General features: G+C 61.5%; 15 protein-coding genes, 3 pseudogenes and 1 riboswitch. Of the genes and pseudogenes, 16 read left to right on the top strand and 2 right to left on the bottom strand.

The genetic code is table 11. The features are described from left to right. Nucleotides 1-10: 10 nt before the first annotated feature. The 3 genes and pseudogenes from SJQ66_RS28240 to SJQ66_RS28230 form a co-directional block, all read left to right on the top strand. A pseudogene (locus tag SJQ66_RS28240) lies at nt 11-532 on the top strand (shikimate kinase); the annotation flags it as partial. A gap of 223 nt (nt 533-755) precedes the next feature. After that, nucleotides 756-1,955 carry a 3-dehydroquinate synthase gene (aroB, locus tag SJQ66_RS28235; protein WP_046153596.1) on the top strand — a complete coding sequence of 400 codons (1,200 nt, stop codon included), beginning with the start codon at nt 756-758 and terminating at the stop codon, nt 1,953-1,955. Further along, on the top strand, nt 1,955-3,121 hold the full coding sequence (locus tag SJQ66_RS28230) for a deoxyguanosinetriphosphate triphosphohydrolase (RefSeq protein WP_024901957.1): 1,167 nt from the start codon (nt 1,955-1,957) through the stop codon (nt 3,119-3,121). Before aroB ends, SJQ66_RS28230 begins: the two co-directional genes overlap by 1 nt. A 100-nt stretch (nt 3,122-3,221) precedes the next feature. On the opposite strand, the gene SJQ66_RS28225 is transcribed toward SJQ66_RS28230, so the two are convergent. Continuing rightward, nucleotides 3,222-4,124, bottom strand: coding sequence for an OmpW/AlkL family protein (locus SJQ66_RS28225; RefSeq protein ID WP_024901956.1), 903 nt, complete (start codon nt 4,122-4,124; stop codon nt 3,222-3,224). Nucleotides 4,125-4,285: 161 nt separating this feature from the next. On the opposite strand from SJQ66_RS28225, the gene SJQ66_RS28220 reads away from it, so the two are divergent. The 3 genes and pseudogenes from SJQ66_RS28220 to SJQ66_RS28210 all read left to right on the top strand — a co-directional run bounded on the left by SJQ66_RS28220 (nt 4,286) and on the right by SJQ66_RS28210 (nt 11,790). Then, nucleotides 4,286-5,086, top strand: coding sequence for a transposase (locus tag SJQ66_RS28220; RefSeq protein ID WP_024901955.1), 801 nt, complete (start codon nt 4,286-4,288; stop codon nt 5,084-5,086). A 205-nt stretch (nt 5,087-5,291) separates the two neighbouring features. Next, nucleotides 5,292-9,977: pseudogene (locus SJQ66_RS28215) on the top strand (glutamate synthase-related protein); the annotation flags it as partial. 337 nt (nt 9,978-10,314) lie between these two features. Continuing rightward, the gene (locus SJQ66_RS28210; protein WP_024901953.1) at nt 10,315-11,790 is read left to right on the top strand and encodes a glutamate synthase subunit beta; all 1,476 of its coding nucleotides are present in this window, start codon (nt 10,315-10,317) and stop codon (nt 11,788-11,790) included. Nucleotides 11,791-11,880: 90 nt separating this feature from the next. Here the strand turns inward: SJQ66_RS28210 and SJQ66_RS28205 are convergent, their stop codons facing one another. Continuing rightward, nucleotides 11,881-13,635, bottom strand: coding sequence for an ABC transporter ATP-binding protein/permease (locus tag SJQ66_RS28205; protein WP_024901952.1), 1,755 nt, complete (start codon nt 13,633-13,635; stop codon nt 11,881-11,883). Nucleotides 13,636-13,959: 324 nt separating this feature from the next. Continuing rightward, a riboswitch (TPP riboswitch) is annotated at nt 13,960-14,074 on the top strand. 177 nt (nt 14,075-14,251) lie between these two features. Between SJQ66_RS28205 and SJQ66_RS28200 the strand changes: the two genes are divergently transcribed. The 10 genes and pseudogenes from SJQ66_RS28200 to SJQ66_RS28155 all read left to right on the top strand — a co-directional run bounded on the left by SJQ66_RS28200 (nt 14,252) and on the right by SJQ66_RS28155 (nt 22,972). Then, nucleotides 14,252-15,598, top strand: coding sequence for an FAD-dependent oxidoreductase (locus tag SJQ66_RS28200; protein WP_081764767.1), 1,347 nt, complete (start codon nt 14,252-14,254; stop codon nt 15,596-15,598). 3 nt (nt 15,599-15,601) lie between these two features. Next, on the top strand, nt 15,602-15,799 hold the full coding sequence (thiS, locus tag SJQ66_RS28195) for a sulfur carrier protein ThiS (protein ID WP_024901950.1): 198 nt from the start codon (nt 15,602-15,604) through the stop codon (nt 15,797-15,799). Nucleotides 15,800-15,830: 31 nt separating this feature from the next. Then, nucleotides 15,831-16,688 carry a thiazole synthase gene (locus SJQ66_RS28190; protein ID WP_407691582.1) on the top strand — a complete coding sequence of 286 codons (858 nt, stop codon included), beginning with the start codon at nt 15,831-15,833 and terminating at the stop codon, nt 16,686-16,688. After that, entirely contained in the window at nt 16,685-18,166 is a 1,482-nt protein-coding gene (locus tag SJQ66_RS28185) for a thiamine phosphate synthase (protein WP_320534825.1), read from the top strand. Before SJQ66_RS28190 ends, SJQ66_RS28185 begins: the two co-directional genes overlap by 4 nt. 322 nt (nt 18,167-18,488) lie before the next feature. Continuing rightward, a pseudogene (locus tag SJQ66_RS28180) lies at nt 18,489-19,304 on the top strand (ABC transporter ATP-binding protein); the annotation flags it as partial. A gap of 98 nt (nt 19,305-19,402) precedes the next feature. Next, nucleotides 19,403-20,173 carry a lipid asymmetry maintenance ABC transporter permease subunit MlaE gene (gene mlaE, locus SJQ66_RS28175; protein WP_024901946.1) on the top strand — a complete coding sequence of 257 codons (771 nt, stop codon included), beginning with the start codon at nt 19,403-19,405 and terminating at the stop codon, nt 20,171-20,173. Between the two features lie 60 nt (nt 20,174-20,233). After that, nucleotides 20,234-20,830 (top strand): outer membrane lipid asymmetry maintenance protein MlaD, encoded by a 597-nt coding sequence (mlaD, locus tag SJQ66_RS28170; protein ID WP_024901945.1) that lies wholly within the window; start codon nt 20,234-20,236, stop codon nt 20,828-20,830. Between the two features lie 141 nt (nt 20,831-20,971). Next, nucleotides 20,972-21,793: an MlaA family lipoprotein gene (locus SJQ66_RS28165; RefSeq protein WP_046153602.1), complete on the top strand. Its 822-nt coding sequence runs from the start codon at nt 20,972-20,974 to the stop codon at nt 21,791-21,793. Between the two features lie 287 nt (nt 21,794-22,080). Continuing rightward, nucleotides 22,081-22,710: an MlaC/ttg2D family ABC transporter substrate-binding protein gene (locus tag SJQ66_RS28160; protein WP_046153616.1), complete on the top strand. Its 630-nt coding sequence runs from the start codon at nt 22,081-22,083 to the stop codon at nt 22,708-22,710. Between the two features lies 1 nt (nt 22,711). Beyond that, nucleotides 22,712-22,972: an STAS domain-containing protein gene (locus SJQ66_RS28155; protein WP_024901942.1), complete on the top strand. Its 261-nt coding sequence runs from the start codon at nt 22,712-22,714 to the stop codon at nt 22,970-22,972. Nucleotides 22,973-23,075 lie beyond the last annotated feature (103 nt).

The following is a 23,075-nucleotide window of genomic DNA, read 5'->3' as shown; positions in this document are numbered from 1 at the left end:
GATGAATCGGATGGGACAGGAAAAGCGCCGCGGCAATGTCATTCTGGTGGGCTTGATGGGGGCGGGTAAAACCACCGTCGGGCGCGCGCTCGCGCGTAAGCTGGGTCGCACATTTTTCGACTCTGACCATGAGATAGAGGCTCGCACGGGTGTCAAGATTCCCACGATCTTCGAGCACGAAGGCGAGGATGGTTTCCGGACACGCGAAGCCGAAGTGATTGACGATCTGACGCAACGCGATGGCATTGTCCTGGCAACCGGTGGGGGCGCTGTGCTTCGCCCGGAAAACCGTGTACGCCTGATGTCTCGCGGAACGGTGGTGTACCTGTGCGCCCACCCGCACGACTTGTGGCTGCGCACCCGTCGCGACAAGAGCCGGCCGCTTTTGCAGACAGAAGATCCCCGCGGCCGCCTCGAGGCCTTGTTCACGATCCGTGATCCGATCTATCGTGAGACCGCGCACTGCGTCATGGAGACAGGTCGCCCGTCGATCAACAGCCTTACCGCGTCCATCATCGCGCAGCTTGGTCTGGATGATGAGCGGATCGCCACCGAAGCCGTACATCAGGCCCGCGCGAATCCGCCAACGACGTCCGTGCCCCTTTCCGCGGGCACCGGTGCGGCGCCATTACCGACACCGACGTCGTCCCGGACACCGGTGCAGGCGGCGCTCCCTTTTGACGTCGAGCGCGACGACGGGTCCGTAGATGCCCCCGTTCCCAACGCCGGCGTGCGGTCTGCGCCATAATGCCTTTATGAAAAGCCTCTCCGTCGCATTGGGCGATCGTGCCTACCCTATCCAGATCGGCTCCGGTTTGATCGATCGTAGTGATGTGCTGCAAGCCGGTTTGCCCAAGGTGGCCGCAGCGGGCAAGGGCCTGTTTGTGATTGTCACGAACACGACCGTCGAGGCGCTTTACGGCGAACGGCTGCGGTATGCGTTACGTCCGCTGGGCGCGCGGGTCGAGACGATCGTGCTGCCCGACGGCGAATCGTTCAAGCATTGGGAAACACTGAACCTGATTTTCGATCGGTTGCTAGAAATCCGCGCTGACCGCAAGACGACGCTGATCGCCTTGGGCGGTGGCGTCGTAGGAGACATGACCGGTTTCGCCGCGGCCACCTATATGCGCGGCGTGCCGTTCGTGCAGATTCCCACCACCTTGTTGGCGCAGGTCGATTCCTCGGTCGGAGGGAAGACTGGCATCAACCATCCGCGCGGAAAGAACATGATTGGCGCGTTCTACCAGCCGCAGGCGGTGATTGCCGATACGGCGGTGCTGACATCGTTACCGCCCCGCGAACTGGCGGCGGGTATTGCCGAAGTCATTAAAACCGCCGCGGTAGCCGATGCGGCGTTTTTCGATTGGGTTGCGGAGAACGTTGCGGCATTGTCCGGCTATGACGAGGCCGCACTGGCGGACGCGGTGCTGCGTTCGTGCGCGGTGAAGGCGCGCGTGGTCGCCGCCGACGAGCGCGAGGGTGGGTTGCGCGCGATACTGAATTTCGGGCACACGTTTGGGCATGCAATTGAAGCCGGTCTGGGTTTTGGCGCATGGCTGCATGGCGAGGCGGTGGGATGCGGCATGGTGATGGCAGCGGATCTGTCGGCCCGCCTGGGATTGCTCGACGACGCGTCGCGCGAACGCCTCGAACAGGTCACCGCCAAAGCGATGCTACCAACGCGGGCGCCATCATTGACGCGCGCCGCGGTAAAGCCGGTGGCGGTCCATGCGAGCGCGGATGCGGATGGGGATTCAGCGAATGCCGATGCCGCCAACCGGGTTCGTGCCGATGCCGACCGCTATATCGACCTGATGTTGGGCGATAAGAAGACGGAAGGCGGGGAAATCAAATTCATTTTGTTGAAATCGTTGGGCGAGGCGGTGATTACATCGGTCCCCGATGCCGATCTCCGGGCGACGCTGGCGGCGACGATCGCACCGGAGCAATAATGTCACACACGCCGCCGCTTTCCATCGACAACGCCTTTGAGTCCGGCCTTGCGCCCTATGCATGCCGATCGGCGGAAACGCTGGGAAGGCGATACGCGGAGCCGCCGCCGAATGCGCGAAGCCAGTTCCAGCGCGACCGCGATCGAATCGTGCACTCGACTGCATTCCGCCGTCTTGAATATAAAACCCAGGTATTCGTTAATCACGAAGGTGACTTGTTTCGCACGCGTTTGACGCATAGTCTCGAGGTGGCGCAGATTGCGCGATCCGTTGCGCGTAGTTTGCGTCTCAACGAAGACCTGGTCGAGGCGATCTCCCTGGCGCACGACCTCGGGCACACCCCATTTGGCCATGCCGGGCAGGATGCGCTGCACGCCTGCATGCGCGACCACGGGGGATTCGAGCACAATCTGCAAAGCCTGGCGGTGGTGGACGAGCTGGAAGAACGCTACGCCGAATTCGATGGCCTGAACCTGTGCTATGAAACACGAGAAGGTATTCTCAAGCACTGTTCGCGTGAAAACGCGAAGGAACTCGGTGCGCTGGGCCAGCGTTTTCTCCAGGGAAAGCAGCCGTCGCTCGAAGCACAGTTGGCGAATATCGCTGACGAGATCGCCTACAACAATCATGATATCGATGATGGCTTGCGCTCGGGCCTGATCACCATCGGGCAGTTGGAGGAGGTGACGCTCTGGCGCGATCATTACCTTGTCGCACGAAACCGCTACGGCGAGTTGCCTGGCCGCCGCTTGATTCATGAGACGGTGCGATCGATGATCAATACCTTGATCATCGATCTGACGAACGAAACCACGCGTCGTCTTCAAGAGACAGGCGTGCGGTCCGTCGAGGACGTGCGCAATGCGCGAGCGCTTGTGGGAAGCAGCGAGGCGATGTTGACGCAGGCGCGGGAATTGAAGCAGTTCCTGTTCAAGCACCTGTATCGACACTACCAGGTGATGCGCATGGCAAATAAGGCGCAGCGAGTGATTACCGGCATGTTCGACGCGTTCTCCAGTGATCCGCGCCTGTTGCCGCCGCCGTATCAATCCAGCGACGCAGCGCGGCAGCCACGTCTGATCGCGCACTACATCGCGGGAATGACCGATCGGTATGCGCTGAAGGAGTATCGGCGCCTGTTCGTCGTGGATGATGAACAGGGCTGATGGCACCCGGCCGGTTGTGGCAACAGACCCTTGCCAGTGCCGAGACGTCGTACCGAAGCGTGCCGGGTACGCTGTCGGTGAACCCTCCGGGGCCTGACCGTCAGAAGCGATAACCGATATTGACGTAGGTGACGATCGGATTCAATCTGGCGCGCACCGTTGTGGTGCTGGAGCCCGAGACGCGTGCGCCCGATGGCGTGGGGACATTCCGCATATTGGGCGTATTCATCGTCAGCGTGCTCGCGAGTGGAATGTACGAGATGGAGGCGCCGACGAACCAGTTCTTGTCGACGTTATACGACAAACCAGCATTGAACACCGGCGCGAAGCCGCGACTCGCATGGACGGACGTATCGCCATACAGCTTGGTCCGCGAAAACTCACCATTCGTGATCTGCGCCCCGGTGAACCAGACATAAGTCACGCCCACGCCGATGAAGGGTCGGAGTTTGGCGGTCGGTTGTCTGAAATAATATTTTAAAAGAAGCGTAGGGCTCCACATGCGAGCGCTACCGATCTTGCCGAATGGCGTGTTGGTGCCGGTACCATTGATATTGAATTTGGGCGGCAGGCCGGCGACGGTTTCCGCGGCGATATGGTCAGTAATGAAATACGTCGCGGTCAGTCCAATCGTATTGGCGGCGCTGACGCCGGCGGTCGCCGCGCCGTCGCTACGGCTGAATGGCATTGGCCCTAATGGTGTCGCGAGGTTGCCGTTCGTGTTCATCGGTCCCGTGCTGACCTGCGGTGCGACATGCAACCAGCCTGTGCCAATGATGAGGTCTCCGGCCTTTTGCGCTTGCGCTTGTTGAAGGGCCCCAACGATCAGTGTCGCACCTATCGCGACCGATCCGATCAAGCGCGTTCGCGTGCGTGCAGTCGTCCTGCCCGTCGGTCTTTGCCGGCCTTGCTGCTCGGTGACATCCGCACATGAGGGAAGGCTGTCATGTACGTTCCCATGACGCGCGTGCGAACGCGTCAACGCGTGCTCTTTTCTCATCATCTGTCTCCTGTCTTTTCTCGGTGTGTTTTGTCATGTTGTTTTCACCGATTATCTGGAGCGATGGGACACGGCACCATTTTTAATATAGACCGCGCAATCTAGGACTTATCTCAGTCAAATCGGGCTATGCTTTACCCACACCGCTTATTCGATTTCAGCCGATGGCCCGTCTAGTCCGTCTCCATGTTCCCGGCATGCCGCAGCATGTCATCCTGCCCGTGCGTACTGGCCTGGGCGCCTTTCGTGCGGATGACGATGTCCGGTTTTTCATGGAAACATTACGCGGTGCCGCCCGCGCCCATGGGTTCGCCATTCACGCGTATGCGTTGACGCCGGCAATCGTTCATTTGCTGGGGACGCCGCACGACGCGGACAGCGTGTCGCGCACCGTACAAGCAGTCGGGCGGCGCTATGTCGCATGGTTCAATCGGCGCCATGGCATGGAAGGGGCATTATGGGATGGCCGGTATCGGGCAACCGTAATCGACCCCGACGCGTTTTTGCTGTCCACCAGCGTGTTGATAGAAGCTGCCGCGGAGCCCGGGTTGCCGCAGGTCGCCGCGCATCGGGACCTGGAAACGGCGCACGCCGTCGACGTCCCGCCATCGGGGATGCCTGGCCCACTCATTGCGTTCGCCGCGCCGCCGCCAGACGCACGCATCGGCCCGCGTCGTTCGAGTTATCCGCATCATGCAGGCCTGGCGATCGATCCAGCGATCACCGACCACGCTTTGTACTGGGCGCTCGGCAACACTCCTTTCGAGCGACACCGCAAGTACCGGGCGCTCGCTGAACAGCCCCTGGATCCCGCTACCTGCGCGGCCGCGTTGAACGCGGCGCATAAAGGCTGGCTGCGTGGCGACAATGCATTCATGCAACGCTGCGAGCGGCAAGCGAATCGCCGGCTCACCCCCTTGAAGCGCGGACGCCCCAAAAAAGTGAACGATGACATTGCGAAATGATGTGACCCTAATTAATGATGCGCCACTTTGGGGCAAATGCATTAATAGGGTCAGACCATGAAAAATCTTTTGTACTCCGGTAGTTGATCGCTTATATTGCGAGTTCCCACGGGCGCCTTCGCGCATCCGGTCCGGGTGTTGATATAAACGGCCGTCCCCGATGATGTTGCTGTGCGCGGCGTCGGCCTCCAATACGGTGTCCCCAATGAACGATCAAACGCAACCGCAGGTCGGATTGCCGACCGCCTCCGGCCTTTACGATCCAGCGAACGAACACGACGCCTGCGGTGTCGGCTTCGTCGCCCACATCAAGGGCCGGAAAAGCCACGATATCATTCAGCAGGGCCTGAAGATCCTGGAGAATCTGGATCACCGGGGCGCTGTTGGTGCGGATGCGCTGATGGGGGATGGCGCCGGCATCCTGATCCAGATTCCGGATGCGTTCTATCGCGAGGAAATGGCGAAGCAGGGCATCGCGCTGCCGCCCGCCGGTGAGTACGGCGTAGGGATGATCTTCCTGCCGAAGGAGCATGCATCGCGCCTTGCCTGCCAGCAGGAACTCGAACGTACGGTGAAGGCCGAAGGCCAGGTCGTACTGGGCTGGCGCGACGTGCCTGTCGATACCACAATGCCGATGTCGCCGACGGTACGTACCAGCGAGCCGTTGATCCGTCAGATATTCATCGGTCGTGGTCAGGATGTGATCGTCACGGACGCGTTGGAGCGCAAGCTGTACGTGATCCGCAAGACCGCAAGCCACCGCATCCAGGCATTGCAACTGAAGCACGGCAAGGAATACTTCGTGCCGTCGATGTCGGCGCGCACGATTGTCTATAAGGGGCTGCTGCTGGCGGATCAGGTCGGCGTGTATTACCGCGATCTGCAGGACGCGCGCAGCGTTTCGGCGCTGGCGCTCGTGCACCAGCGTTTCTCGACGAACACCTTCCCCGCCTGGGAGTTGGCGCACCCCTACCGGATGATCGCCCACAACGGCGAAATCAATACGGTCAAGGGTAATGTGAACTGGCTGTCGGCCCGTACCGGCGCGATTTCAAGCGCCGTGCTTGGTGACGATCTGAAGAAGCTGTGGCCGCTGATCTACCCGGGCCAGTCCGATACCGCGTCGTTCGACAACTGCCTCGAGTTGCTCGTGATGGCCGGCTATCCGCTGGTTCACGCGGTAATGATGATGATCCCGGAAGCATGGGAACAGCACGCGGAGATGGATGCGAACCGCCGCGCTTTCTACGAATACCATGCTGCGATGATGGAGCCGTGGGATGGCCCGGCCGCCATCGCCTTTACCGACGGTCGACAGATTGGCGCGACGTTGGACCGTAACGGCCTGCGTCCGGCGCGCTATTGCATCACCGACGATGACGTCGTGATCATGGCGTCGGAAGCCGGCACGCTGCCGATTCCGGAATCGAAGATCGTCAAGAAATGGCGCTTGCAGCCGGGCAAGATGTTCCTGATCGATATGGAGCAGGGCCGTATCATCGGCGACAAGGAGTTGAAGGACAACCTGTCGAATGCAAAGCCGTACAAGAGCTGGATCGAGGCGGTTCGCATCAATATCGACGAGATCGATCTGAAAGGACCCGCAATTGCCGCGGTCGCCTCCGATGCGCCGGTACTGCTCGATCGTCAGCAGGCTTTTGGCTATACGCAGGAGGACTTGAAGTTCCTGTTGGCGCCGATGGCGCAGACGGGTGAGGAAGCCATTGGCTCGATGGGCAATGACTCGCCGCTGGCGATCATGTCGAACAAGGACAAGACGCTTTATCACTATTTCCGCCAATTATTTGCGCAGGTCACCAACCCGCCGATCGATCCGATCCGCGAAAACATGGTGATGTCGCTGGTGTCGTTCATTGGTCCGAAACCGAACCTGCTCGACACCAACAATGTGAACCCGCCGATGCGGCTGGAAGTGTCGCAACCGGTGTTGGACTTCGAGGATATCGAGAAGATTCGCAATATCGAGCAGTACAGCGGGCACAAGTTCCGTTCGTATGTGCTGGATATCTGCTATCCGGTGGCATGGGGCAAGGAAGGGATCGAGGCGCGTCTGGCGTCCCTGTGTGCGGAAGCGGTGGACGCGGTGCGTTCCGGCTTCAACATCCTGATCATCTCGGACAAGCAGATCAGCGCGGAAAACGTCGCGATTCCGGCACTGCTGGCGACCTCCGCCGTGCATAGCCACTTGGTGGGCAAGGGGCTGCGCACGAGCACGGGGCTGGTCGTCGAAACGGGTTCCGCGCGGGAAGTGCACCACTTCGCGTTGCTGGCGGGCTATGGCGCGGAAGCAGTGCACCCGTATCTGGCGATGGAAACGATGGTATCCCTGGCGCGTGAACTGCCTGGTGAGTTGTCTGCCGAGAAGGCGATCAAGAACTTCACGAAAGCCGTGGGCAAGGGCTTGATGAAGGTCATGTCGAAGATGGGTATTTCGACGTACATGTCCTACACCGGTGCACAGATTTTCGAGGCGATCGGCCTGTCCCAGCAACTGATCTCGCAATATTTCCGCGGCACGGCATCGAACGTCGGCGGTATCGGCATCTTCGAAGTGGCAGAGGAAGCGGTGCGGATGCACCAGAAGGCCTATGGTGCCGATCCGGTGATGGCGAGCATGCTGGATGCCGGCGGTGAGTACGCTTTCCGGATCCGCGGTGAAGACCATATGTGGACGCCGGATGCGGTCGCGAAGCTGCAGCACTCGGCACGCGCCAATTCGTATCAAACGTACAAGGAATACGCGCAACTGATCAACGATCAAAGCAAGCGTCATATGACGCTGCGCGGTCTGTTCGAGTTCAAGGTGGACCCAACCCGCGCGATTCCGCTGGATGAAGTGGAGCCGGCGAAGGAAATCGTCAAGCGCTTCGCAACCGGCGCGATGTCGATGGGCTCGATCAGCACCGAGGCGCATACCAGCCTTGCTATCGCGATGAACCGGATCGGCGGCAAGTCGAACACTGGTGAAGGCGGCGAGGACGAGCGACGCTATCGCAACGAGCTGCGCGGCATTCCCATCAAGTCGGGCGAAACGCTGGCCGGCATCATCGGCAAGGATGCCGTCGTGCGCGATATCCCGCTGCAGGAAGGGGATTCGCTGCGCTCGAAGATCAAGCAGGTGGCATCGGGCCGTTTCGGCGTTACCGCGGAGTATCTGGTGTCTGCGGATCAGATCCAGATCAAGATGGCGCAAGGCGCGAAGCCCGGCGAAGGTGGGCAGTTGCCGGGCCACAAGGTCAGCGACTATATCGGCAAGCTGCGGTATTCGGTTCCGGGCGTGGGCTTGATCTCGCCGCCGCCGCATCATGACATCTATTCGATCGAGGATCTGGCGCAACTGATCCACGACCTGAAGAACGTGAACCCATCGTCGGACATTTCGGTGAAGCTGGTGTCCGAAGTGGGCGTGGGTACGGTGGCGGCGGGGGTGGCGAAGGCGAAGGCCGACCACGTGGTGGTGGCGGGCCATGACGGCGGCACCGGTGCGTCGCCGCTGTCATCGATCAAGTACGCGGGGTCGCCGTGGGAGTTGGGGCTGGCGGAAACGCAGCAGACGCTGGTATTGAACCGCCTGCGTTCGCGGATTCGCGTGCAGGCGGACGGTCAGATGAAGACCGGCCGTGATGTGATGATTGGTGCACTGCTGGGCGCCGACGAGTTTGGTTTCGCGACCGCGCCGCTGGTCACGCAGGGCTGCATCATGATGCGCAAGTGCCATCTGAACACCTGCCCGGTAGGGGTTGCGACGCAGGATGAAACGCTGCGAGCGAAGTTCACCGGCCAGCCGGAGCACGTGATCAACTTCTTCTTCTTCATCGCGGAGGAAGTGCGTGAAATCATGGCGCAGCTGGGCTTCCGCACTTTCGAGGAAATGATTGGTCGCGTCGACCTGCTCGATACCCGCAAGGGCGTCGAACACTGGAAGGCGAAGGGTCTGGATTTCGCGAAGATTTTCACGGAACCGGCAGTGCCGGCGGATGTGCCGCGTCTGCATCGCGAAAACCAGGACCACGGTCTCGACAAGGCGCTCGATCATGTATTGATCGAGAAGGCCCAGGCGGCGTTGCAGAAGCGGGAGCATGTCTCGTTCATCCAGCCGGTGCGTAACCGGAACCGGACGGTGGGCGCGATGCTGTCCGGCGTGATCGCCAAGCGCTTCGGTCACGAAGGCTTGCCGGATGACACGCTGCATATCCAGTTGAAGGGCACGGCGGGACAAAGTTTCGGCGCGTTCCTGTCGCGCGGCGTGACGCTGGATCTGGTGGGTGAGGCGAACGACTACGTTGGCAAGGGCTTGTCGGGTGGCCGGATCATCGTGCGCCCGACCAACGACTTCCGTGCGAAGGCCGAAGAGAACATCATTTGCGGCAACACGGTCCTGTACGGTGCCATCGAAGGGGAGGCGTTCTTCCGTGGCGTGGCCGGCGAGCGCTTCGCGGTGCGTAACTCCGGTGCCACGGCGGTGGTCGAAGGCACCGGCGATCACGGCTGTGAATACATGACGGGCGGTACCGTGGTCGTACTGGGCGAAACGGGACGGAACTTCGCGGCGGGGATGTCCGGCGGCGTGGCGTATGTCTACGATCCCGAGGGCGCATTCCCGATCCGCTGCAATACGGCGATGGTCGCATTGGATCCGATTCTGCCGCGGGGCGAGCAGGAGCGGACGGTGGACAAGGCGTTGTGGCATGCCGACCAGACCGATGAGGCATTGCTGAAGGACCTGGTCGAGCGTCACTTCCAGTTCACGGGTTCACTGCGGGCAAAGAGCCTGCTGGAGGACTGGGATGCGGCGCGTCGTCAATTCGTCAAGGTATTCCCGACCGAGTACCGTCGTGCGTTGGGCGAGTTGAACGCACGACGCGCCGCGGCGGCGGCCGACAAGGCCGACGCGGACGACAGCGCCCCGGCGAAAGCGGATAAGGGTGGCAAGTCGGGCAAGACCGGCAAGTCGACGGTAGTGGTGTAACGTCCGGAGCCTCGACCGGCTCCTGAAGCGATCCCCACGATCCCTCAAAGAAAGCGCGTGACCACTGCGTGCCGGCGTACCGAAAACGGACGTCGGTGCCCTCCGGAAATCCGGGGCAATCCGGGCGCGACGAACGAGGCGACATCCGAGCGTGTCAGCACGCATCGCCTGTCACCCGTCCTTCGCGCGTGGTGGACCGTACCAGCACAACGCATGACCTGTATTGATTGAGAAAAAAATGGGCAAGGCAACCGGTTTTCTCGAGTTCGACCGACTCAGCGAACACTATGAAGCGCCGCAGGCGCGCGTGAAGCACTACAAGGAATTCGTCTTCGCACTGAAGGATGACGAGGCCAAGCAGCAGGGCGCGCGGTGCATGGACTGCGGTATTCCGTTCTGCAACAACGGCTGCCCGGTGAACAATATCATCCCGGACTTTAACGATCTGGTGTATCGCCAGGATTGGAAGTCCGCGATCCAGGTGCTGCACTCGACGAACAATTTTCCCGAGTTCACGGGCCGCATTTGTCCGGCGCCGTGCGAGGCGGCGTGTACATTGGGCATCAATAATGACCCGGTAGGTATCAAGTCGATCGAACACGCGATCATCGATCGTGCCTGGGCGGAAGGCTGGGTCGCGCCGCAACCACCGGCCGTGAAGACCGGCAAGAAGGTCGCTGTGGTCGGGTCCGGTCCCTCGGGGTTGGCCGCCGCGCAACAACTGGCGCGTGCGGGCCATGACGTCACCGTCTTCGAAAAGAACGACCGGATCGGCGGGTTGCTGCGCTACGGCATTCCGGACTTCAAGCTGGAGAAGTGGCTGATCGATCGCCGCGTGCGCCAGATGGAAGCCGAAGGCGTGGTCTTCAAGACCAGCACGTTCATCGGCAAGGACCCGCTGCCGGCGACGATTGCCAACAACGCGCGTGAAACCATCACGCCGGATCAACTGCGCGAGCAGTTCGACGCGGTCGTGATCTCGGGCGGGAGCGAAACGCCGCGTGATTTGCCGGTACCCGGGCGCGATCTGGAAGGCGTTTACTTCGCGATGGAATTCCTGCCGCAGCAAAACCGGGTGGAGGCTGGCGACAAGCTGGCGGACCAGACGCTGGCAACCGGCAAGCACGTTGTCGTGATCGGCGGGGGCGATACCGGATCGGACTGCGTGGGTACCTCGAACCGGCACGGCGCGACCAGCGTGGCGCAGTTCGAATTGATGCCACGTCCGCCGGAAGAGGCCAACAAACCGCTGGTCTGGCCGTACTGGCCGACAAAGTTGCGCACGTCGTCGTCGCATGACGAAGGGTGCGATCGGGACTGGTCGGTGGCGACGAAGCGTTTCGAAGGCAAGAATGGCAAAGTCGAGAAGTTGGTGGCCGCACGTGTCGAATGGAAGGACGGCAAGATGCAGGAAGTGCCGGGCTCCGAATTCGAGATGAAGGCTGACCTGGTGTTGCTGGCGATGGGATTCGTGTCGCCGGTGCAGGCGGTGCTGGATGCCTTCGGCGTCGAGCGCGATCCGCGCGGCAACGCAAAGGCTCGTACCGAGGACGCCGATGGTGTGCTGGCGTATGCGACGAATGTGCCGGGCGTGTTTGCCGCGGGCGATATGCGTCGTGGCCAGTCGTTGGTGGTGTGGGCGATTCGTGAAGGTCGTCAGGCCGCCCGCGCGGTCGATATCTTCCTGATGGGGGCGACGGAACTGCCGCGTTAAACCGTTGGTGCATGACGCCGTGCCGTGTCGATACGGTCCGGCGGGAATATCGTCATGGGTGCTATCCGCGCGCCCATGACGTTTTTTCGTTCAAACCGTGAATTGCGCGGTTTTGTCCTCGTCTGGCCCGCCGTCGTGCGCCGCCTTCAGATCAACGAACTGCTGATGGAAGGTCACCAGGGTATCGCGATGGCCAACACTGACGATCGTTGTGTTCGGCAAGCGATCGATGAGCATCTGATACAGCATCGTTTCGGTCTTCGTATCCAACGCACTGCTGACTTCGTCCAGGAAAACCACGTCCGGAGCTTGCAGCAGGACACGGGCGAAAGCGATCCGTTGCTGTTCGCCCGGTGACAGACGGCGCGCCCAGTGCGAGGACTCGGCGAGATGCGCCGCATATTCTTCCATTTGACACAGTGCCAATGCTTCACGGCATTGGGCATCGGTAAACGCTTCCTGATCGGATGGATAGCTCAGCGCGGCCTTGAACGTATCGATCGGCATATAGCTTTGCTGTGGCACGAAGAACAGCCTGGCCCCGGATGGCACTTCTATCACGCCGTCACCGAACGCCCACAGGCCGGCCATTGCCCGCAGCAGCGTGCTTTTCCCGCAGCCGGATTCGCCGCGAACGAGCCAGCGCGTGCCGGGCGCGATATGCAGGTCCGGGACGTGCGTCAGCGTGCTGCCGTTGGGCAGCGCGAGCGAGAGGTCCTTCGTATCGATCGACGTATTCGCGGTGCGATGCAGATTGATGCCACCGGCCAGCGTCGCAGGCGATTCGGCTTCGAGGAAATGCTGATCGTCGATGGCCCGATGAAACTCGCGCAGCCGGTTCACCGTCGCGCGCCAGTTCGCCAGCGTGCCGTAACTGCTGATGAACCAGGACATCGAATCGCTGACGGTGCCGAATGCACTGGAGATCTGCATCAGCGTGCCCAGGGTGAAGGCGCCGGCGAAGTACTGCGGCGCGGCCGCGACGATCGGGAAGATGATTGCGATCTGCGCGTATAGCGAGTTGACCAGCGTCAGGCGCTTTGTCACGCGCATGATCATGCGCCAGTTGTCGCGAATACGGGAGAACGCGGTCGCCGCGTGCCCGCATTCGGTTGCGGCACCATCGTAGAGCGCAATCTGTTCGGCGTTTTCGCGCAGGCGGACCAGGGAGAAACGGAAGTCCGCTTCCACACGCTGTTGCTGGTAACTGATCGTGACCAGTGGACGGCCGGCGCGAAACATGATGAACGTGCCGACTATCGCGTACAGCAAGGCAACCCACACCATATAGCCGGGAATATGCCACTGCACGCCACCGAGGGAGAAGGACAGCGCGCCGGCGACGTTCCACAAGATGGTCGTGAACGAGAACAGCGTGACCAGCGTCGAGAGAAAATCGAGCGATAGGGTAAGGGTCGCGTGCGCCAGGCTTTGCAGGTCATCGGTGATGCGCTGATCAGGATTGTCGGCGAGACGATCGCGTTCTATGCGATAGAACGCATGGTCCTTCAACCAACGCCGCATGTACTGGTTGGTCAACCATTGCCGCCATTTGAATTCGAGCATCTGGCGGAAATAGATCCGATAGATCGCAATCAGGATCATCGGGAAGACGAGGTAGCAGAAGACCAACAGGGCATGCCAGAAGGCGTTGGCGTCCTTGCGCTGGATCGCATCGTAGAAGGTTGCGTTCCAACTGTTGAACTGGACGCTCAACCACACCATCGTCATGTTCATGGCGATGACCAGGGCCAGCAATCCGCGTGCGGACCAACGCTGTTCGGAGACCCAGAAAGGCCGTATCAGGCTCCATGCGGAGATTGGTTTGTCCTGCACGATATTCATATCCTCCAGCGAGTGATGATGACAGGGGTAAAGTCAGCAACCGTCTTGCGTGCCCACACGATGTTGTGTCGTGCAGGCGAAAGGGTTCTGTAAGTACGGGGCGCAGCGCCCCCAGCCATGCCACGAACCCGACGACTGGTATCCAGGCCGGAGCATTCCGAGCCAGGCGTTCGCAACAGAATAACTGTTGGGCCATTGTTGGACCGGATTCTTAATTGAAAATTAAGATCGTTTGTTAGAAATGAATATGGCGGGTCGCAGCCGACGGGTCGATGGCACCGCATTTACGCTGTCGGTCCCGCCAGAATTGTGCTGTAATACGGGGAGATGAAACAGGGGTGCTGCGGACGGCGCGATGCAAGCGACGGGACGCGGCTGAGAGAGTCCCTTGGCACCCGATCCGGATAATACCGGCGAGGGGAGTTTTCCATCGTACGCCATGACGTGCTTGGCGCCGCCGCTGCGCGGTGTGCGTGTAGTCTATCCGCGTACGTCCACTCGCGTGCCCGCACGCGGCCATCGTCGGTTCGACACTCTCATCCGTGGTCCCTTCTCGTACTGCCGCCGGTGCGTTTGCGATTGTCGCCCGCGACCGATGCCCCCGCCGGACGAGCCGATGCTTACCACATTTCCGCGGCGTGAGGCCCTGCCCCATGCCCCTTTGACCGCGCACACGGCGATTGCCGGTGCTACCGCGACCGTGCCACCCGATGTCGCCGTGATCGGCGCAGGCCTGGTCGGGCGGTTGTTGGCGTGGCGGCTGGCGCGCGATGGCGTCAGGGTGACCTTGTATGAGCGTGCCGCTGCAAGCCAGGCGAACAGTGGCGCCGCGGCGTGGGTCGCGGCGTCGATGCTGGCACCGGTCACGGAGGCCGCGGTTGCCGAGCCGTTGCTCGCGGCCTTGGGTGTCGCGTCATTGCGCCGCTGGCCGGGGTGGCTGGCCGATTTGCCGTTACCGGTCTTTTTTCAACAAAGCGGCACCTTGGTCCTCTGGCATGCCGCTGATCGTGCGGAGGCCACCCTGTTCGAACGCCGCGTCGGCGCGAACGCGCCACGAGACCTGCTGCGCGACGGCATGCGTGCACTCGACGGTGCCGGCATCACCGCGCTGGAACCCGCGTTGCGCGGGCGTTTCCAGCAAGGGTGGTGGATGCCGCACGAAGGGCAACTCGATAATCGGGCCTTGCTGAATGCGCTCGACCAGGCGCTGGATGATGCCGGTGTCCAGCGCCTGTACGGCGAGACGATCGGCGAGAACCGATGGCCCACGGCGGCGGTTTGCGTCGATTGCCGCGGGTTGGGGGCCAAGTCCGCGTGGCGTGGGCTGCGCGGCGTGCGTGGCGAAGTGGTGCGGGTGGATACGCAGTCCATCGCACTGCAACGTCCTGTGCGATTGCTTCATCCTCGTTATCCGATTTATATCGCGCCGAAGGAAAATGGTCGCTTTGTCATCGGCGCGACCGAGATCGAGAGTGACGACACATCGCCGATGAGCGTGCGATCCGCGCTCGAGCTGCTGTCCGCGGCGTTTGCCGTGCATCCGGCGTTCGGCGAGGCGCGCATCGCCGAACTCAACGTGCAATGCCGCCCGACGCTGGATCACCATCGCCCGGCCATTTCGATGGCCTCGGGTCGAGTGGCGATCAACGGACTCTATCGGCACGGCTTCATGATCGCTCCCGAGGTGGTGACGACGGCCGTTGCACTGGTGCAGGCACTATTAGCCGATCCTAGCAGTGCATCGGACGCCGCGGCCGCCCAGGCGATCTGGGTTGCGCAGCGTGAGACGTCGCCATGGCCTGCCCTGTTCGGCACCTGTTCTCATGATGCTGCCGCCGCCGAACGTCGTGGCGAGGCCGTCCGCGTCGCATCATCGGTGCCACTTGATAATGCGAACGTATCGCCATCAGTGCCCACCGCGTGCTCCCCTCCGGCCCTTTTTTCTGCTATCGCATTGCGCTAAGCCATGAATATCGTGATCAATCAACGGGTGTTCGACATCGCCGAGGGCGCGAAGGTCGTCGATGCGCTGCAAGCCTTTGGAGCCAAGCCGCCGTTCGCGGTTGCCCTGAACGGACAATTCGTCGCGCGCAACCGCTATACCGCGCAAGCGCTGTCTCAAAACGATCGGCTTGATGTCGTGCAACCGGTCACAGGAGGCTGACATGTCCGAATCTTTCCACCTACCGTCAGGGATCGCGCCAGAGCCTTCGCCCGAGGGGTTCGTGCTGTACGGCGAGGCTTTCCACAGTCGTCTTTTATTGGGCACCGCGCGCTATCCGTCATTGGCGATCCTGCTTCAGGCGGTCTCGGTGTCGCGCCCCGCGATGATCACGGTGGCATTACGACGGCAGATGTCCGGTATTGGCGCGGCCGAGCCGGCGCGAGACGAGGGTGACGCGGCGCCTCAAGGTGCCGATTTTTATGCGGCGTTGCGTCGCACCGGCGTGCCGTTGCTGCCGAATACCGCCGGGTGTCAATCGGTTGACGAGGCGGTTACCACCGCGCGGATGGCGCGGGAGTTGTTCGAGACCGATTGGGTCAAGCTGGAGTTGATCGGTGACGATGTTACGCTGCAGCCGGATTCGGTTGCGTTGATCGAGGCGGCGCGGATTTTGATCGATGATGGGTTTCGTGTCCTGCCGTACTGCACCGAGGATCTGGTGGTCGCTCGTCGCCTGATCGATGCCGGTTGCCAGGCATTGATGCCCTGGGCGGCCCCCATCGGAACCGGGCGCGGCGTGGCGAATCCCCATGCGATGCGGCAATTGCGCGATCGCTTGCCTGTCGATATGCCGTTAATCGTCGATGCCGGTCTTGGCGTGCCATCGCATGCATGTCAGGTCATGGAGTGGGGGTTCGACGGTGTGCTGCTCAACACTGCGGTGTCTCAAGCCGATGATCCAGTGCGCATGGCGGCTGCGTTTGCCGCAGCCGTCGACGCTGGGCGCGTCGCTTGGCGGGCGGGACCGATGCCGGTGCGCGAAGCCGCACACGCCAGTACGCCGATGGTTGGCATGCCGTTCTGGCACCAGCCGGACGCCGACGCATGACTCGCGCTTTGCCCGAGATGCCGGTGCGCCCCTTGCAGGTCAGGGAACCCTCTGGTCGCATCACGCGCTTTTTTCGCGACGCCTGGCCAGTTGAGCCGAGGCAGGCCACTGCATTGGCCGAAAGCGGCGAGGCGACGGGGGTACGGGACGTTCTGGTGGTTGTCGCCGCAGGCGTGTCGGCCCGGTCGTTGTATCTCGGACGGCAAAATGGGAGGCAAGCTGGGGCCTGCGCGGTGATCGACGCATCGGCTCCCGGCCGGACCCGGTTGTTGCGGGATGGGTGGGATTTTTTTTACGCGGCAACGCGAGATGCCGATGACGCCTGGCTCGGCGTGTGCGCGGCGTTCGTGGAAGACGGTTTTGCGTTGCATGATGCGCTGTGCCTGGCGCTGGCGCACGTGGCAGGCATGGCGTCATCGGGCCGTCGCGTCCCGCGAGGCACCAATGGGGAGCCGCGCGTCGAAGGCTGGGCCACCGGCGTCGACGATGATCTCGGCGACGTGCGTCGTGATGTCGTCATGCGCCCCGTGCCCCCGCTCGCGGCGTTTCCGGATGTCATGGCGCCGTGCCGCATCACCGACGGTGTCGCCGCGGGCGTCCCCGACTCGCCATTTGATGAAACGGTTGCCGGGACCGGCGGCTTTCCGATGGCGCCCGCATCCGAAGCGAGGATGCCGGCGACACCGACACCGACACCGACACCATCGTCGGTGCTGACGGCCTTTCCGCGTTGCACGGACGTGCTAGGAATATATCCGATCGCACCAAGCGCCGAGTGGGTACGTCGCCTTGTCGAAGCGGGTGCCCGTACGATCCAGTTGCGGATCAAAACGCCGTATACGCATGCCGATGTTGCGCCCCATGCCGCGAGCGACTTAGCCCCGCCGGACACGGCATCGGATAAGCCATCTTTCAGTTCCGATCGCATCGCCTCCTCGCAAGCGAGGTTGCGCGATGAAATCCACCGCGCCGTCGCCTATTGCAAGCAGGCACCCGTACCGGTGCAGCTGTTCATCAACGACCATTGGCATCTGGCCATCGAGGCCGATGCTTATGGGGTGCACCTTGGACAGGAGGATTTGGCGGCGCTACCGGCTTTCGCGCTCGACGCCATCGCAACGGCGGGTTTGCGGCTTGGCCTCTCAACGCACGGATATTACGAGATGTTGTTGGCGCTGCGATTCCGACCCAGCTACATCGCGTGCGGTCCTGTGTTTGCCACGACAACAAAGTCGGTTGCGGTGCCGCCGCAAGGGGTGCGTCGACTTGCAGCGTACTGTCGATTGCTTCGGGATGCCGTACCCCCGGTCCCGGCGGTCGCCATCGGCGGCATTGGTCTGGCAAACGTGACGGCGGTGCGTGCCACGGGAGCCGCGTCGGCGGCGGTTGTTGGTGCCGTCGTCAATTCCGTCACTGAAATCGACCGAAATGCACTAAAGGAAACGGTCTTAGCACTACAAGTCGCTTTCAACGGATAATAAGACTCTCGCCGCGCCGCAGCATGGGCGGCAATCGAGGTGGTGGCGATGATGTAAGTGACCGTTTTGGGCTGAGTCCGTGACCAACCAGGCCGTCCACCATGGCGATACGACGTAAAGCGCTCCGTCTGGACGCATGTGGCGTTGTGCTAAATGGGAAGTGGGGTGGTCTGACAGACGTGACCCCCAGGCAGGCGCGGAGTCGGAAATTGGCTGATGGCCTATAATGCCGCACTCATGCGTATTGTTGGTCATTGAGACGAGACTGCTGGCGCATTGAGCATTTTTCGCTTTTTTATTGTTATTTGAACCGTAATGAGGAATGGTCCGCGCCGTGCCCATCGTTAGTTCCGAAACCGTCCTAGAATTGCGCGATGTCGCATTCGGCTATGGTGATCGCCCCGTCCTGTCGGGGCTGAATATGCGCTTTCAGCGCGGCCAGGTCGTCGCGGTGATGGGGGGCTCCGGTTGCGGCAAGACCACGGTGCTGAAACTGATCGGTGGCCTCGTGCGCGCGAGCAGTGGGCAGGTTCTCGTCAATGGAGACGACATCGGCGGCTTCAATGCGAAGGCCATGTATCGGATGCGCCGCAGGATGGGGATGCTGTTCCAGTTCGGCGCGCTGTTTACTGATATGTCCGTCTTCGAGAATGTTGCATTTCCGTTGCGCGAGCATACCAACCTGCCGGAAGCGCTGATCCACGATCTCGTGTTGATGAAGTTGAATGCCGTTGGTTTACGGGGCGCGCGCGACCTACTGCCATCTGAAATCTCCGGCGGCATGGCGCGCCGTGTCGCATTGGCGCGGGCGACGGCACTCGATCCCGAGTTGATGATGTACGACGAGCCGTTTGCTGGCCTCGACCCCATTTCGCTCGGAATCACGGCAAACCTGATCCGTACGTTCAATCAGGCCTTGGGCGCCACTTCGATCCTGGTCACGCATGACGTGCCTGAATCGTTCGCGATTGCCGACTACGTCTATTTCATTGCCAATGGCGGCATTGCCGCCGAGGGCACGCCAGAGCAGTTGCGTGCATCCAAGGACCCGGCGGTGCGGCAATTCATCGATGCCGCGCCGGATGGTCCGTTCCGCTTCCACTATCCGGGTGAGCCAATCGATGCCGACTTCGGTCTCGTCGAAGCGGCCGCGCTGGGCCATGCCGCTTATGAGCGCGCGGTGCAGGCAGGTCGGGAGCCGGATGCGCCTAGCGACAGGAAAGGAGGGCGGCCATGATGGTCAGTGCGTTGGGCCGTCGGGTGTTGAGCCTGTTTGCATTGACTGGCCACGCCACGCGGATGTTCTTCCGTTTGCTGGGGTTGTTTGGCGCGATGCTGCTGCGCCCACGGCTGGTCACGCGGCAGATTTTCTTCGTCGGCAATTATTCACTGCTGATTATTGCCGTGTCGGGTCTGTTCGTTGGGTTCGTGCTCGGGCTGCAGGGGTACTACACGCTGGCCCGCTATGGCTCGGAGCAGGCGTTGGGATTGCTGGTAGCGCTGTCGCTGGTGCGCGAATTGGGTCCCGTGGTGGCCGCGTTGCTGTTCGCGGGTCGCGCGGGTACGTCGTTGACCGCTGAAATCGGACTGATGAAGGCCGGTGAGCAGTTGATGGCGATGGAAATGATGGCGGTCGATCCGTTGCGTTTTGTCGTGGCGCCACGCTTTTGGGCCGGTGTTATCGCCATGCCGCTGTTGGCTGCCATTTTCAGCGCGGTGGGAATCATCGGTGGCTATATCGTCGGCGTCATTCTGATTGGCGTGGACCCTGGTGCGTTCTGGTCGCAGATGCAGGGCGGCGTAAATGTATGGCGGGATGTGGGTAACGGCGTGATCAAGAGCGTGGTGTTTGGTTTCGCGGTCACCTTCATCGCGCTATTCCAGGGTTTCGAGGCAAAGGCGACACCCGAAGGGGTTTCGCGCGCCACCACGCGGACGGTGGTCTACGCGTCATTGGCGGTGTTGGGTTTGGATTTCCTGCTGACTGCGCTGATGTTCGGCAAGTAAGTCAGCGTAGGATTCCGTGCAAGGAATCTTATTTCGAGAAAGAATACGAGAGACGTAAGGATGAAGAAAACTGTTCTCGACTTCTGGGTCGGCCTGTTCGTGATCCTGGGCTTCGTGGCGCTGCTGTTCCTGGCGCTGAAGGCCGGTAACATGAGCACGTTCTCGTTCCAGCCGACCTATCAGGTCAAGATGCGCTTCGACAATATCGGCGGACTGAAGGCCAGTGCGCCCGTCAAGAGCGCGGGCGTGACCGTGGGTCGTGTGAAATCGATCACGTTTGATGATCACACGTTCCAGGCGCTGGTCACGCTGGATCTTGATCAGCAATACCAGTTTCCCAGTGACTCGTCGGCAAAGATCCTGACGTCCGGATTGCTGGGCGAGCAGTATGTCGGGCTTGAACCGGGTGGTTCAGAGCAGAATTTGAAGTCAGGGGATACGATAACGATGACGCAGTCGGCCATCGTGCTTGAAAACCTGATCGGACAGTTTCTGTACAGCAAGGCGGCGGATGCAGGTGGCAATAATGGGGGCGGTGGTGGCGCGGCGGGCGGTGGCGCCAGCGCGGCATCCAGTAGCGGTGCGCATGGCGGTGGTTTCCCTGGCGTGGGGGCGGCAATGGGTACCAGTGCCCCGGTGGCCGCAAGCGCCCCATAATGATCCCTCAATGAGGCCAGCCGGACGTGCCAAGGACGTGCCGACGACGGCAGCGACACAATACCGCCGCACCACATTTGTTCTAACAAATAATGTGATGCGGCGGTATCACAAGCAAACGAATAACAGAGTAAACACACCATGATCAAATCGCGCGGCATTGTCGCGGTGCTGGCCGGGGGAATGCTGCTGTCGGCGTGCTCGACGGTTCAGACGCCCATCAAGCAGGATCCGCTGGAAGGCTTCAATCGGACCATGTTCACTGTCAATGACAAGGTCGATCAGTATGCTTTCCGCCCGGTGGCAAAGGCCTATAACTGGGTACTGCCGCAGCCGATCCGGACGGGTATTTCCAATGTCTTCTCGAACGTTGGTGATGTCACCGTCGCGGCGAACAAGCTATTGCAGGGCAATGTGACGGGCGGTGTGGAGACGATCATGCGGATCGCGATCAACACGGTCTTTGGGCTGGGCGGCATATTCGATATCGCGACGCAGGCGAGGTTGCCGAAACAACAGGCGGACTTTGGCTTGACGCTCGGGCATTATGGCGTGCCGGCAGGCCCTTATCTGGTGCTGCCTTTCTTCGGTCCGAGCACGGTGCGTGACGCCGTTGGCATGGTGCCGGATGCGTACATGAGCCCGATCACGTATGTTCGGCCTAATTGGATTCGCTTCACGCTGGTCGGCGTCAAGGCGGTCAGCGTGCGTGCTGCCTACCTGAATGCAACGGACCTGCTGCAAAGTGCGGCCCTCGACCAGTACTCTTTTGTGCGTAATGCGTATCTGCAGCGCCGTCAGTACATGTTGGGCAAGAACCAGGATTCGGGTGCGCTGCCGGATTACGGTGATGACGGCGGTACGGAGGGTGGCGCGGCGGCCCCTGGCGCTGCGTCTGCAACGGTGGCACCCGCCGCCGCGCCGGCTGGTGCCTCGGGTGCGTCTGCCGCCCCGGCACGCTGATACGCCTCTTGCCGGTGCGCCGAGATCCGTGGCGGGTACCCGCCACGGTCCGAACGGCGAATGGGCGCGAGTTCACGCGAAGCGTAACGTTCGCAACAGTTGGCAACCGATGTTGTCCGTCGAGACGAGACGGGCGAACATAAGGCACTATTGGAAGGAGTCCGGCGCGTGCAGTCCAGCGGTACGGGATCCGGGAGTGCCGATGTGCGGTACTCGGGCAAGATCAGGAGAATCGAATGAAGGAAGCAACACAATTGTCGCGGCGCATGTCTGCCGTGGCGGCTGCGATGGTGGCGGGTGCATTGGTGCTGGGCGTGCCCGTGGCCGCGTCTGCACAGTCGGTGGCGCAGGCAGCGCCCGTCGCGGCATCGGCGCAACCCGATGCATTGATCAAGCAAGTGACCTCGGACGTGATGAACGCGGTGAAGTCCGATCCCGCGCTGCAATCAGGCGACATTAACCGTATCATCGCGCTGGTCAACCAGAAGATCCTCCCCTATACGGATTTCGAACGCACGACACGCCTGGTGATGGGACGTTATTGGCGCCAGGCATCGCCGCAGCAACGGCAGCAGATCGTGGAACAGTTCAAGCTGCTGTTGATTCGTACCTACTCTGGCGCCATTGCGCAAGTGCGTAACCAGCAGATCGAATACCTGCCGTTCCGCGCGGACCCGGGGGCAGATGATGTAGTCGTGCGCACGCGCGTGGTGAACCAAGGTCAGCCGATCGAGCTCGATTATCGTCTGGGCAAGACGCCAAATGGCTGGAAGGTCTATGACCTGAACGTGCTGGGCGCGTGGCTGATCCAGGCCTATCAGCAGCAGTTCGCGGAGCAAGTCCAGCAACATGGTGTCGACGGACTGATCCAGTTCCTGACCTCGCGTAACCAGCAATTGGCGCAAGCCAAGGGTTGATATGTTCGAATCCGGTGAGGACATTACTCACGACGTCGCGAAAGCGGTGTTGCAGCGTGGCCTGAAGCGGATTGCCGATGGCGAGACGCGTCTTGACTGCCAGGGTCTCGTGCGGTTTGACTCGTCCGCGCTCGCGGTGTTGATGGCGTGGCGCCGCGCCGCGCTGCAGCGCGGCGACGACCTGCACGTCGAGCACGCGCCACCGGCCTTGCAAAGCCTTGCGCGCGCCTATGGAATAGATGCAATGGTGTTCGGACACTGAGGGCGCCGATGATGTCGGCAGATCGGGGCTCGTCGGGGATACGCCGGACGGGCCTTTGTTGTTTCCGTAGCCCCAATTTCGGCGTAGGGGCAACTCCGAGCGG

Origin of the sequence: Robbsia andropogonis (assembly GCF_034047095.1) — a bacterium.
GTDB lineage: Bacteria > Pseudomonadota > Gammaproteobacteria > Burkholderiales > Burkholderiaceae > Robbsia > Robbsia andropogonis.
The sequence above is the reverse complement of the archived record's forward strand: the minus strand, read 5'-3'. Positions and strand labels throughout refer to the sequence as shown.